At 68.6% G+C, this 12,735-nt stretch carries 13 protein-coding genes; 5 read left to right on the top strand and 8 right to left on the bottom strand.

From position 1 onward, the window contains the following. Window positions 1-3: 3 nt before the first annotated feature. The 8 genes from ACFWU9_RS04205 to ACFWU9_RS04170 form a co-directional block, all read right to left on the bottom strand. Entirely contained in the window at window positions 4-894 is an 891-nt protein-coding gene (locus ACFWU9_RS04205) for a DUF5936 domain-containing protein (RefSeq protein WP_384314770.1), read from the bottom strand. A 20-nt stretch (window positions 895-914) separates the two neighbouring features. After that, entirely contained in the window at window positions 915-1,856 is a 942-nt protein-coding gene (locus ACFWU9_RS04200) for a type II secretion system F family protein (RefSeq protein WP_384314768.1), read from the bottom strand. Window positions 1,857-1,925: 69 nt separating this feature from the next. Then, window positions 1,926-3,266, bottom strand: a complete 1,341-nt coding sequence (locus ACFWU9_RS04195) for a CpaF family protein (RefSeq protein ID WP_384314767.1) — start codon at window positions 3,264-3,266, stop codon at window positions 1,926-1,928. A 73-nt stretch (window positions 3,267-3,339) separates the two neighbouring features. Further along, the gene (locus ACFWU9_RS04190; RefSeq protein WP_384314765.1) at window positions 3,340-3,726 is read right to left on the bottom strand and encodes a TadE family protein; all 387 of its coding nucleotides are present in this window, start codon (window positions 3,724-3,726) and stop codon (window positions 3,340-3,342) included. A 1-nt stretch (window position 3,727) separates the two neighbouring features. Then, window positions 3,728-4,147, bottom strand: coding sequence for a TadE/TadG family type IV pilus assembly protein (locus tag ACFWU9_RS04185; protein ID WP_384314763.1), 420 nt, complete (start codon window positions 4,145-4,147; stop codon window positions 3,728-3,730). A gap of 69 nt (window positions 4,148-4,216) precedes the next feature. Further along, a complete protein-coding gene (locus ACFWU9_RS04180) occupies window positions 4,217-5,467 on the bottom strand; it encodes a CpaE family protein (protein ID WP_384314761.1) in 1,251 nt (416 codons plus the stop codon). A 7-nt stretch (window positions 5,468-5,474) separates the two neighbouring features. After that, window positions 5,475-6,185 carry a Flp pilus assembly protein CpaB gene (gene cpaB, locus ACFWU9_RS04175; RefSeq protein WP_384314759.1) on the bottom strand — a complete coding sequence of 237 codons (711 nt, stop codon included), beginning with the start codon at window positions 6,183-6,185 and terminating at the stop codon, window positions 5,475-5,477. Window positions 6,186-6,315: 130 nt separating this feature from the next. Continuing rightward, complete coding sequence (locus ACFWU9_RS04170; RefSeq protein WP_384314757.1) at window positions 6,316-7,194, bottom strand: hypothetical protein; 879 nt, start codon at window positions 7,192-7,194, stop codon at window positions 6,316-6,318. Window positions 7,195-7,624: 430 nt separating this feature from the next. Between ACFWU9_RS04170 and ACFWU9_RS04165 the strand changes: the two genes are divergently transcribed. The 5 genes from ACFWU9_RS04165 (at window position 7,625) to ACFWU9_RS04145 (ending at window position 12,646) form a co-directional block, all read left to right on the top strand. Then, a complete protein-coding gene (locus ACFWU9_RS04165) occupies window positions 7,625-9,157 on the top strand; it encodes a hypothetical protein (protein ID WP_384314755.1) in 1,533 nt (510 codons plus the stop codon). A 25-nt stretch (window positions 9,158-9,182) separates the two neighbouring features. After that, entirely contained in the window at window positions 9,183-9,839 is a 657-nt protein-coding gene (locus ACFWU9_RS04160; protein WP_384314753.1) for a hypothetical protein, read from the top strand. Between the two features lie 49 nt (window positions 9,840-9,888). Next, window positions 9,889-10,272 carry a DUF3592 domain-containing protein gene (locus tag ACFWU9_RS04155; RefSeq protein ID WP_384314752.1) on the top strand — a complete coding sequence of 128 codons (384 nt, stop codon included), beginning with the start codon at window positions 9,889-9,891 and terminating at the stop codon, window positions 10,270-10,272. A gap of 65 nt (window positions 10,273-10,337) precedes the next feature. After that, window positions 10,338-10,781 carry a hypothetical protein gene (locus ACFWU9_RS04150; protein WP_384314750.1) on the top strand — a complete coding sequence of 148 codons (444 nt, stop codon included), beginning with the start codon at window positions 10,338-10,340 and terminating at the stop codon, window positions 10,779-10,781. A gap of 107 nt (window positions 10,782-10,888) precedes the next feature. Then, window positions 10,889-12,646 (top strand): chitinase, encoded by a 1,758-nt coding sequence (locus tag ACFWU9_RS04145; RefSeq protein ID WP_384314748.1) that lies wholly within the window; start codon window positions 10,889-10,891, stop codon window positions 12,644-12,646. The last annotated feature ends 89 nt before the right edge of the window (window positions 12,647-12,735 follow it).

Below are 12,735 nucleotides of genomic sequence, written 5' to 3'. Positions count from 1 at the left end.
GCCTCAGGACCCGGAGAGAATCTCTCCGAAGTCCACGCCGGAACCGTAGTAGAAGCTGAGCACAATAAGAATCATGGTCGCCGGAAGCATCACCATGGTCACGACCAGGGTGGTCTTCGGTACCGCTTGTGCGGCGCTCCGCCGGGCGTTCTGCGCGTCGGTGCGGCGCATGTCGTTGGCGATCTGGATGAGGGTGTCGACGATCGGCGCGCCCAGCTCCTCGCCCTGCTGGAGCGCGGTGACGAACATCGACACCTGGTCGGACGCGTTGCGCTTGCGCAGCTGGTCGAACGCCTCGCGGCGGCCGACGCCCATGTCCATCTGGCGCAGGGTGATGCGCAGTTCGTCGGACCACGGTCCCTTGTACTTCTCCGCGACGCGCTCCAGGGCCTGGCGGAAGCCGAGGCCGGCGGAGACCACGACCGCGAGGACGTCGAGGAAGTCGGGCAGGGTGCGTTCGATGTCCGCGCGGCGCCTGCGGATGGCGCTGCGGATGATGACGTCCGTCCAGAGCATGCCGTAGGCGAAGGCGACGAGCGCGATGACCGTCTGGCCGCGCAGGACCAGGGAGAGCCCGGCCATGGTGCCGAGAGCGCCGTAGACGGCACGGCGGGCGGCGTACCGGTCGACGGTCATTCCGCCGGGGTTGCCGGCCATGTCGAGGCGGCGGCGCAGCGCGTCGACGCGCTTGGGTCCCATCATGCGCAGCACGGACGGGGCGTAGCGCATGCCCATCCGGTCGATGCCGGAGCCGACGGCGGTGGTCCTGGAGGCGCCGACCTCCAGGGCGATCGCCAGGTCGCTGGGGAGTTTGGCGTCGGCGCGGTAGAGCCGTACGCCGTGGAAGACGCCGTAGACGGCGAGCCCCATGAGGGCCGAGAGCAGAAGTTCCATGAGGTGCGTGCCCTCCTTTCTCAGACCTGGATGCGGGACATGCGGCGGATGAAGAAGAAGCCGACGCCGTAGAGACCGAACGCGATCACGGTGCCGACCTGTCCCAGCGTCGAGCCGGTCATCTTGTCGAGCGCGCCGGGGGTGGTGGCGTTGATCATCAGCAGGAAGCCGAGGCCGAGCATCGGGACGGCGAGCGCGGTGACCTGGATCTGGGAGAGCATCGTCTTGACCTCTCGCCGGGTCTCCTTGCGCTCCTCCAGCGTCTCGGTGAGGTTGCGCAGCGAGCTGACGACCTGGCCACCGGCACGGCTGGAGAGGATCAGCGTGGTGACGAGGACGACGAGTTCACGGGAGGGCAGCCGTTCGGCGAGCTCGCCGAGCGCGTCGTCCAGGGAGTGTCCGACGGCCAGTTGGTCGGCCACCTTGCGCAGTTCCTCACCGGCCGGGTTGTCCAGCTCCTCGGCCGCCATGACCAGGGCCGTACGCATCGCGAGTCCGGCCTGGGTGGCGTTGGCGAGTACGCGGGTCAGCTCGGGCAGCTGGTTGATGAAGGCCTCGGTCCGCTTGACCCGCTGCCAGTTCAGGAACGCGTTGCCGCCCCACACACCGACGAGCGCGGCCAGCACACCGAAGAACGGCGCGAAGATGGCGCCGACGACGAAGTAGAGACCGAGCAGTCCGGCGATCACGTAGATGAAGTACTCACCCGGTGTCAGATCGAGGCCGGTGACCGCGATCTTGCGCTCGATGCGCCTGCCGATGTCGGTGCTGCGCAGCCTGCGGTCGAGCCCGATGAACCGCCGTCGCCGGCCGCCGACCGTCGCCAGCTGGCCCGTCTGGGACATCCGGTCGACGAGCACCTGTCGTTGGGCCTTGCCCGCCGAGTAGACGTGCACGCCGATGACGCCGAGCACGCACGTCAGCAGCGTGATGCCTATCGTCAGGAGCGGAAGATTATCCATGTCGTGCGGGGACCTTCTGGGTGAGCGGCGGGCAGGGGCGGGTTCGGGGGCCGGTGGTCCGGCCCGCTGTCAGGCGGCGGCCTTGCGGAGCGCGAGCTGCTCCTCGGACTCGGCGACGCCGAAGGCGGGAGGGAGCGGTTCGCTCCTCATGTAGAGGCGTTCCGCGATCCGGCGGGGCAGGGGGTAGTACTCGAAGTGGCCGTGGATCCGCCCGTCGGCCGCCATGGGCTGGGCGAGATAGCGGCAGACGGAGACGATCCGGTACTCCTCACGGCCGTGGGAGTCGACGACGGCGATCTCGGTGACCCGGCGGGAGCCGTCGGCGTGCCTGGTCAGCTGGACGATCACGTCGACGGCGCTGTTGATCTGGTCCTTGATCGCCACGAAGGGGATCTCGACCTCCGACATGGACGCCAGGGTCTGGAGTCGCATCAGCGCGTCCTCGGCGCTGTTGGCGTGGACGGTGGCGAGTGAGCCGTCGTGACCGGTGGACATCGCCTGGAGCATGTCGAGGGTCTCACCGCCACGGACCTCACCGACGATGATGCGGTCGGGGCGCATACGCAGGGAGTTGCGTACGAGGTCGCGGATGGTGACCTGGCCCTTGCCCTCGACGTTGGCGGGGCGGGTCTCCAGCGTGATCACGTGCTGCTGCTGGAGCTGGAGTTCGGCGGAGTCCTCGATGGTGACGATGCGCTCGCCGTCCGGGATGAGCCCGGACAGGGCGTTGAGGAGCGTGGTCTTGCCGGTGCCGGTGGCGCCGGAGACGATCACGTTGAACTTCGCGCGGACCAGACCCGACAGCAGGATCATCATCTGGTCGTCGAGCGAGCCGAGGCTGATCATCTCCTGGAGGGTGAAGGCCCGGGGGAAGCGCCGGATCGTGAGGATGGGCCCGCTCAGCGACAGCGGCGGGATGATGACGTTGACACGCTCGCCGGAGGGCAGTCGCGCGTCGACCATCGGATTGGCCTCGTCCACACGCCGGTTGACGGTGGAGACGATGCGCTCGATGGTCTGCATCAGCTGTTCGTTGGAGGTGAACCGCATCGGCAGCATCTCCAGCCGGCCGCTGCGCTCCACGAAGACCTGCTCATGGCCGTTGACCATGATCTCGCTGATGGAGGCGTCCTCGAGCAGGGGCTCCAGGATGCCGAGGCCGAGGGCCTCGTCGACGACGCGGCGGATGAGCTGGGAGCGCTCGCCGGAGGAGAGGACGGGGCCCTCGCGGCTGATGATGTGGCCGAGGACCCGTTCGAGCCTGGCCCTGCGCTCGGCGGCGGCCAGCGAGGACATCTCCGCGAGGTCGATCTCTTCGAGGAGCTTGGCCCGGTAGACGCCGACGAGCAGGCTCTCCTCGCTGAGCCCGTTCGCAGGCTCAGGGCTGTTGATGCGCGCCCTCAGGCTCATGTCCTCAACTCCCAGATGATGCCGGTGTGATGCTCGGGTGGTGCGGGGGGTGTTCGGTACGCCGTTCCGGCCGTCAGTCGAGTGGCATGGTGGCGGTCCTCTCCGCGTCCCCGAAGTCGAAGACCGGCAGTATCGCCGGGACGGGGACGCGGGCGGTGATCGAGACCTCGTCGTTGAAGGACTGCTCCTGGACGAAGTCGGCGTCCTCGGCCAGCCAGTCGCTCATGGAGTCCCTGCCGACCTGCTCGTAGTCGATGTCGAGCGTGGTGGCGGCGCGGGCCGCAGCGCGGGAGGCGGTGCCGGCCTGCTGCGCGGCGTACGCGACGAGGCCGAGCTGGACGGCGGCGAGGCCGACGAAGATCAGGAGGGTGACGAGGCCGGCGAACTCGATGGCGGCCTGGCCCTTCTGCCGGGACTCGGCGCCGGCGCCGGCGCCGCGAAGGCGGAATCGCTTCGGCATCTCAGCTCTCCTTCACCGCGGCCGACCGGCCCGGAATCTCGATCGGGACACTGAGGGAGCCGGGGAAGAGCAGCGGCACGTCGAGGTTGACCTCAGCCTCGATGAGCTCCCCGTCCTGGTAGCAGTTGATGTCGGACTCCCAGGCGTCCGGCAGACGCCTCTCGCCGGCCTCCTCGCAGGCCGCCTCCATCTCGTACGCCTCCGCCACGGTCGCGGCCCGTACCGCCTCGTCGGCCGCGTTGCCCGCGAGCGAGAAGGTGTAGCCGACCAGCGCGGCCTGCCAGAGCATGACGGCGGTGATCAGGATGATCGGCACCATGGCGGTGAACTCGACGGCGGCCTGGCCGCGGTCGCCCCGCGGCCGGCGCGATCCCACCGCCGCCCCGCCGCGCTCAGCTGCCCGTATCTGTGGATTGCTCATGGTTCAACGTGCCCCCTCGGTCGTGTCGTCCCTCTGGTCATCCCCGCCGCCCCCGCCGCCGCCGTGCCGTCACGGCTTCGATCGTCCGCGCCGGACGCCGACGGAGCCCCGGTCTCCCTTGAACTTCCCCTGTTTCTCCGCGCCTTCGGGGGTTTTGACCAGTCCCAGCTCGCCGGCGAGGCCCCACAGCGCCTGCTTCACCGTGGACTTGGCGTCCAGGTCCTGCATCCTGCCCGCGTCGACCACCGCGTGCAGCTCCTTGAAGTTCGCCGGGATGACCATCCGGGACACCTTGGTGCTGGTGATCTTCTCGATGAGCGGCGGCTGGATCTCGGTGTTCCGCATGTAGCGGTTGACCACGATCGTGGTCTCCTCCGCCTTGCGGATCTGGAGCCGGTCCCAGAGCTTGACCATGCGCTTGGCCGCCCGTACCGCGACGACGTCCGGTGTGGTCAGCAGCAGGGTGGTGTCGGCCATCTCGATCGCCGCCGCGTTGGCGCTCGTCGTCTGCGTGCCGCAGTCGACGACCACGACCTCGTAGCGGTTGCGGAGCGCGCTGACGATCTGGCGTACGGAACGGTCGTTTATCTCCTCGCCCCGCTCCCCCTCCCCCGGCGCGAGCAGCAGCCCGATGCCGGTGTGGTGGGTGAAGACCGCGTCCTGGAGCACACGGGGCGAGATGTCCTGGATGGTGGCGAGGTCCACGATCGAGCGGCGGAACTGCACGTCCAGGTAGGAGGCGACGTCACCGGCCTGGAGGTCCAGGTCGGCGAGCGCCACCGTCATGCCCGACGCCCGGGCGGCGAGGGCGAGCTGGACGGCGGCGACGGTCGTGCCGACGCCGCCCTTGGCCCCGCTGACGGTGACGACGGTGCCACCGGGACCGGTGAACACGTCGCCGCCGTGGCCGAGATGGCGCCGCACGCCCACGGACCAGGCCGCGGCGGCCTGAACGCGCTGGGCGAGTTCCTCGTACGAGAGGGGGAGACCCACCAGTCCTCGCGCGCCGGAGTCCATGGCGGCCGAGAAGAGGCCGGGGCTCACGTCGGCGGTGACCAGAATGACCCCGACCGCCGGGAAACGGAGGGCCACCTCCCGAATCAGCTCAAGGGCCGGAACAGGACCGATCCGCTCATGTACCAGAACCACTTCCGGCAGTTCGTCGATGGACTCCGCGGCCAGCCTGGCCAGGGTGTCGATCAGCGAGGTCGAGTCACCGACCGGCCCCGCCGGCTCCGCGTCCGGGAGCTGGCTGAGCAGGCTGGTGATGGATCGGGCGGCGTCGGCGTCACCGACGACCGGGAGAATTCTGGTCGTCATTCGTCCCTCACTTGTCCCCTTCGAGGGTGTAGGTGCTCTCCCCGGGGCGCAGCGTGGTGGGGCTGTCGTCGGGAAGCAGGGCGAGGCGTACGTGCTGTGCGAAGGACTCCGCGTAGGCGACGCGCTGGGCGTCCTTGGTCTTGAGGGCGAAGGTGATCGGCACGGCCGCCCTCGGCCCGCTGCTGCCCCGGTCGTCCTCCTTGGGCTCCAGCGGCGTCAGCGAACCGACGTCGATGACCTTCGCGTTGGGCACGATGATCCGCGACTGGGCGCTGGAGTCCTGGTTCTCGGCGGCGAACGTGGCGAAGATGTTGACGAGGTCGCCCGCGTTGATCTTGCCCGCGACGCCGGTCGCGGCGTCGATCATGATCGCGATCTCCTGCTCGTCGTTGGCGAGGGCGGGGCGCTTGACCATCATGTCGTCCTGGAGCAGCGATCCCTTCTTGAGCTGGGTGACCGCGATCTTGCCGGTGACGACCGAGAGGTCGGTGACCGCGTTGTCGGACAGCCAGCGCTTGGGCATCTCTATCTTCTCGAACTGCCCCTCTTCGAGGGCCGTGTACGGCGCGACGTCCGCCTTCAGCCGGTACGCGGGAACTTCGGGCCCGACCTTCGAATTCACGTCGCTGATCACCGAGAGCACACCGGCGAAGGCGCCGAAGGCGCAGAGGACCGAGAGGAGAAGAAGAATGATGCCGCGGCGTTGCCGTGAATTCATGAGCGGGACAACCTCGTTCGAAGACGTGGGACGGGGACTGGCTGGGCGGACAGGGACAGGGGTGAGCGGTTGCCGTACCTACCGGGAGCCGCCTGCCTCCGGTCGCCTGCGGACCGCCTGGCAGGCGGGTTTAGGACCCGTGGCGCGTTGACGCTCCTTGGTTCAGGACACCTGAACCGTCTCTTTGGTTCTCCGCCACGGACAGCGGAGCCGAACAGAATCCGCAACGATCACCGATCAGTTCGAGACCGCACCAGGAACACACCTCTCGACGTACGGATGAGACGAGCTGGTAGAGAACGGAGATGTCCGGCAGGAACGCGGCGAATTCGATCATCTTGGACGTCCCCCACCACCGTGGGGAATCCGCGAGGAGTGACATCTCCTGCACTCCCTGTACCCGCCAGGCGGGTGCGAGTGTCGCTGTCACCCAGTCCGACTGCAATTGCCCCTTCGCCACCAGGAGTTGTGTACCGAATTCGGGTCCGGTGAGTTCACCGTTGCCGATCTTGATCAACTGGGGGTCGGGGTTGGCGAGGACACCGAACTGCGAGCCCGGCACCCAGGACTTGGCGTGCGACTTGAGACTGACGGGGACGCGGTCCAGCTTGGTGACCGAGTTGAGCAGCGCGCCCGCGTGGATGTAGTGCGAGAGGAGCCGGGCGGCCGACGCGACGACGCCGGCGCTGAAGTCGCAGATGGACAACTGCCGCAGCTGCCGTACGAGTACGGCGAGCCCGAGCGGCGGGAGGTCCAGTTTCAGGAAGGAGATCCGGTCGCTCTCCAGGACGGACCGCACGGTGTGCAGCCGCTGTTCGTGCGCCAGCGGGATGGAGGCGGGGTAGACGGCGACCACATAACCGTGCTGCTCCACCAGGACCTGCATGTCCGCGAGCGCGGCCTCCAGGGGCTGGGCGTCGGGCGCCTGCAACAGGGCCGCGGGGGGCGTCTGCTGGTCGGTGGGTGGCAGCACCAGGTCGTGACTGGTGACGGCTATGGCGGTTGACACCTGGTTCCCCGTTCAGCTCGGCCGTCGGAGTTCCGGCGGCCGCAGTTCTCTCTCCTGCTGCGGACTGCTGCTCGGTGTTCGGTGGTCCTGGTCCGGTAATGACGCTTCGGCGGTCCGGCTCGAACTCCGTCGGACTTGACCGCTGCTCAGCACTTTATCCACGACTCATGGCACAGAGAACACCTCACCGATGCCAGTGGTACGGCCCTCACACGGTACGCGCCACCAAAATCGGGCGAAGCAGTCAGGCGTTAACCCATGTTTCATTTGATCTCGAAACTAGCGGACCCGAACGGCGCCGACCAGGTAACTGGGGCGCTTTGGGTCCGGGTTGGGTCCACGGACCCACGCCACGGGTACGGAGCCCTCCGTACGCTCCCACTCGATTCCGTACACGGACAGGTGTGCGGCCACCGAGGGGGACGGTCGGATGAGACGGGAACAGGGACGAGGGCGACCACGTGGCGACCGCGGCACCTCTGCCACCGAGTACGTGGGCATGGTCGTGGTCGTCGCCGCCGTCGCGGGGGCGATGGTGGGCACGGGCGTCGACGGGACCATCGCCGAGCAGCTGAAGTGCCTGGTGACGTTCGGGCCCTGCACGCCGGGCGACGGGAAGAAGAGCCAGTCGGCGCCCAAGACCGACGCGGACTACGAGCCCCCGCTCTGCCAGATCTCCTCGATCAGCGACAAGGCCGGCGCGAAGGGCAAGTTGCTGTTCATCGAGTGGGGCGAGGAGTACGGCTTCCAGCAGCAGACCTTCCAGTCCAAGACCGATGTGAACAAGGACGGCAAGGTCGACGACAAGGACCAGCAGGTGATGATGACCTTCACCGACGCCGCGTCCGTCGCCGCCAAGAAGGACTGGAAACCGGGGGCCAAGGTCGGGAAGTTCGGCTCGGACAAGGTGGAGCTCGGTGCCGGGATCAAGGTGACCAACGGGGACACCTGGGTCTTCGACAGCGAGGAGGAGGCGGCGAAGTTCCGGGACGACATCGAGGACCTGAAGACGTACGAGCTGGCCAACCGGCACGCCAACTCGCGTGGTGGCGGGCTCGGCAACAGCATCGCGTACCTCTTCAAGAGCGGTCCGATGTACGAGGAGGAGCAGCTCCGAAAGCGCATCGACGAGAAGCTCGGCAACCGGCACATCAGCTACGGCAAGGTGGGCCTGGAGGCCAGCGCCGCCGGTGGTCTGAAGATCTCGGCGGGCGACGAGAAGAAGCTCGGCGCCTCGCTCGGCGGCAGCTTCAAGTTCTCGCCCGAGGTGACGTGGACCGACAACAACTACCGGAACATCAAGTCGTACACCTACAGCGCCGCCATCGAGTACACGGGCAAGGTCGGCTACGAGGCCGGGCCCATCAGCGGCGAGTCGAGCGCGACCAACACCCAGACCGGCACGATCACCGTCAGCCACGACAAGACGACCGGTGAGCTGCTGCGTATCGACATGACCCGCACCGTCGAGAAGGGCGCCACGAAGGACGGTGTCACGGTCGGCGGCGACAACGGCAAGAAGGACGGCGACAAGCGCGGCGGCAGCGGCAGCGCCAAGGGCACCGGGAACGAGACCGGGATCGAGGTCGTCACCAACTCGATCGTCCTCAAGCCGGGTGCCGAGGGTGCCGCCCAGCGTGAGATCGCCCAGAAGTGGCTCGACGGCTCGGGCGACAACGGGGCACCGTTCGCCTACATGTTTGACGACCACGCGCCGACGAAGCGGCCCGGCGCGGACGACCCGTTCGGCCGGCTCCTCTTCGACGAGGGCCTCTCCAGCAGGAACACGTACACGGGCCAGACGGAGGCCGCGGAGTACGGGTTCGAGCTGAACCTGGGTCTGAGCTTCGGCTTCTCGGTCTCCACCGAGAAGAAGGAGGAGAGCCTCGACGACGCGCAGTTCCTGGGTGCGCCACAGGGCGACAACCGCAGTTATGTCCCGTACAGCTACTGTGCGAACTGATCTCGGGGACAGGAGCACACTCGCCATGACCGGCACGAACGAGAAGACGACAAAGAGACTGAGGGCGTCCGCGGCGGCCGGGCGCAGGGCCTACGCGTCCGCGTCCGCCTCGGCGGCGCTCGCGACGCTCCTGCTCGCGGCGGGGTGCGGCTCGAAGGCCGGCGCCGGCGAGGTGCCGGAGGGGTGGGGCACGCTCAGGACCCCGGCCGTCACGGTGGCGCACCCGCCCGCCTTCGAGGTGCAGGGCGCCGGTGAGCGCAGCAAGTACAACGCCGCCGCGGCGACGCTCTCCGACGAGAGCGGCACCATCGGAATGATCACGGTGCAGCTCGACTTCACGGACGCCGACTCGGTGGAGGAGGCGGCGATCGGCGCGGAGGCGGGGGTCGCCCTCGGCTCCACGCTCGGGAAGCAGGAGGAGATCCGGGTCGCCGGTCCCGACGGCGACGAGGAGGCCCGGCGGGTCACCTTCGAATTCACCCAGAAGGACTCCGCCGAGGGCTCCGGGGCGGGGACCCCGGGCGGGGCGCTCGACCCGAAGGCGGGTACGCGGGTCGCCGGGGTGATCGTCGCGGGCCTCGACGCCGACGACAGGACGTACGCCGTACGGATCGACGCGGTCAAGGGAAAGCTCGGCAAGGGCGATCTCAAGAAGATCATCGACTCGATCACGGTCAAGTAGGCGGTCCACAATGAATGTTCCGGGCGGCGATTACCTTTTCCTCGGCGGCATGATTCTGCTTTTCGGCTGGTTGGCCACGCACTACGCGCGTCGCCTTTCGGGCGTGAATCGGGCACTGCGAAAAGGAATTCGGGCGGAGGGCACCTGCGTACGGATCGAGCAGGAGCCCTACAACCGTTCGGACGCGCGGCAGCATTTCTTCGCGTTCCGCACCGCCGACGGGCGCCGGATCGAGTTCGAGGATCTGGCGGGCCGCTCGGTGCGGGTCGGCGACCCGGTCACGGTGGCGTACGACCCGGCGGCCCCGGAACGCACCGCGACGGTGGCGGGCCGCGGCAACTGGTCGCCGGTGCTCCAGTACGGGGTGCTGGTGGCGGGCTGCGGGATGGCGGCTGCCGGTTTCGCGGCGGTTCTTCTTTTCACGGTGGTCTGAGCGGGCGGGATTCAGGTTCCCGCCTCCGGACCCAGGAACACGAGCACTGACGGAGGCGGTTGGCGATGACGAGGTACGGCTACCCGGGGGCGTCCGCCCCCCGGGACGAGGGACGCGGAGCGGCGGTGTTCGCGCTCGCACGCGCCTGGGCGGCCGGCATCGTGGTCCTGCTCCTGACGGAGTACTTGCAGACCACGCTGGTCAACGACCATCTGGCCACCTCGGAGAACCTGGAGACCTTCAACGGCAGACTGATGCTGATCCACCTCCCCAACGCGGTCTGCATAGCCCTGGCCACCTGGGCGGCGGGCCGGGTCCACCGCGAACCCTTCCGCGACTCCAGGCCGCAGCACGCGGTCGCGGTCTTCACGGTGGCCCTCGCCGCGCAGGCGCTGAACATGCTCCTGCAGTGGCAGGACCTGGAGGCCGAGGGCATCCTCATGTCGAACGCGGTGCTGGTGGTGGGTGTGGTGTCGGGCTACGCGGCGGAACGGCTCCAGGACGACTGACGTCGGAGGTATTGACAACTCGAATGGTCTGGACCATTTTAACGGCCAGCGGTGGCCACCGTTCCTGATTCGCTCCTCCATACCGACACCCCCAGCGGAGGCATCAAGTGGAACGTGTACCCGACGGCGGACGCAGACCCGGATCCGGCGGTCTGCCGCGTCATCCGCGTGGCCGGGCCCGGAACCTGCTGGGCGGGGTGGTGGCCGTGCTGGCCGCCGGGGCCCTGAGTGTGGGCGGGATGGCCGGTGTCGCCCAGGCCGCCGACATCAACGTCGCCAAGAACGCCGGCTTCGAGTCCGGCCTCGCCAACTGGTCGTGTTCCAACGGGAGCGGGGCCGTCGTGGGCTCTCCCGTACGGACCGGGGCCGCCGCGCTGCGCGGGACGCCCGCCGGGCAGGACAACGCCCGGTGCTCGCAGTCCGTGGCCGTGCAGCCCAACTCGACGTACACGCTGAGCGCCTGGGTGCAGGGCGGCTACGCCTACCTCGGGGCCAGCGGCACCGGGACCACCGACGTGTCGACCTGGACGCCCGGCGAGAGCGGCTGGAAGCAGCTCACCACGACCTTCAGGACCGGCGCGTCGACGCGCGCGGTCACCGTCTACACGCACGGCTGGTACGGGCAGAGCCCCTACCTCGTCGACGACGTGTCCGTCTTCGGGCCCGACGGCGGCGGGGGCAGCGACCCGGACCCCGACCCGCAGGCGCCGGCCACCCCCGCCGGGCTCGGCGTCGGAGCCGTGACCTCGTCCTCGGTGGCGCTGAGCTGGAACGCGGTCTCCGGCGCGACCGGGTACAACATCTACCGCGACGGCGCGAAGGTCCAGTCGGCGACCGGCACGTCCGCGACCGTGACCGGGCTCGCGGCGGCCACCTCGTACCAGTTCCAGGTCTCCGCGACCAACGCGGTCGGTGAGTCCGCGAAGTCGGCCGCCGTCAGCGGCCGGACCTCACCCGGCGGCGGCGACCCGGGCGGGCCCGCCGTGCCGAGGCACGCGCTGACCGGGTACTGGCAGAACTTCAACAACGGCGCGGCCGTCCAGAAGCTCCGGGACGTCCAGTCGCAGTACGACATCATCGCCGTCTCGTTCGCCGACTCGACGACCACGCCCGGCCAGATCGTCTTCAACCTCGACCCGGCCGTCGGCTACTCGGGAGTCGCCGAGTTCAAGTCCGACGTCGCCGCGAAGAAGGCCGCCGGCAAGTCCGTGATCATCTCGGTGGGCGGCGAGAAGGGCAACGTCACGATCAACAGTGACGCCTCCGCGACCGCGTTCGCCAACAGCGCCTACACCCTGATGCAGGAGTACGGCTTCAGCGGTGTCGACATCGACCTCGAACACGGCATCAACTCCACCTATCTGACGAAGGCGCTGCGCCAGCTGTCGGCCAAGGCGGGCTCCAAGCTCGTTCTCACCATGGCGCCGCAGACCATCGACATGCAGAACACCGGCACGGAGTACTTCAAGACCGCGCTCGCCGTGAAGGACATCCTGACCGTCGTCAACATGCAGTACTACAACAGCGGCTCGATGCTCGGCTGCGACGGCCAGGTCTACTCACAGGGCTCCGTCGACTTCCTCACCGCCCTCGCCTGCATCCAGCTCGAAGGCGGACTCGACGCCTCCCAGGTCGGGCTCGGTGTCCCGGCCTCGTCCCGTGGCGCCGGCAGCGGTTACGTCTCCCCGACCATCGTGAACAACGCGCTCAACTGCTTGACGCGCGGCACCAACTGCGGGAACTTCAAGCCGTCCAAGACCTACCCCTCTCTGCGCGGCGCGATGACCTGGTCCACCAACTGGGACGCGACGGCCGGCAACGCCTGGTCGAACGCGGTGGGCCCGCACGTCCACGCCCTGCCCTAGCAGGAGCTGCGGAGTCCCGGACAGACCAGCAGCGCCGCCGCTCCCCCGGCGGCGCTGCTGCGGGGCACCGGCACGACGCCCCGCCGGCC

Origin of the sequence: Streptomyces sp. NPDC058653, from assembly GCF_042716895.1 — a bacterium.
Taxonomy (GTDB): domain Bacteria; phylum Actinomycetota; class Actinomycetes; order Streptomycetales; family Streptomycetaceae; genus Streptomyces.
Note: the sequence above shows the minus strand (reverse complement) of the source record. Positions and strands in the feature narration are given on the sequence as shown.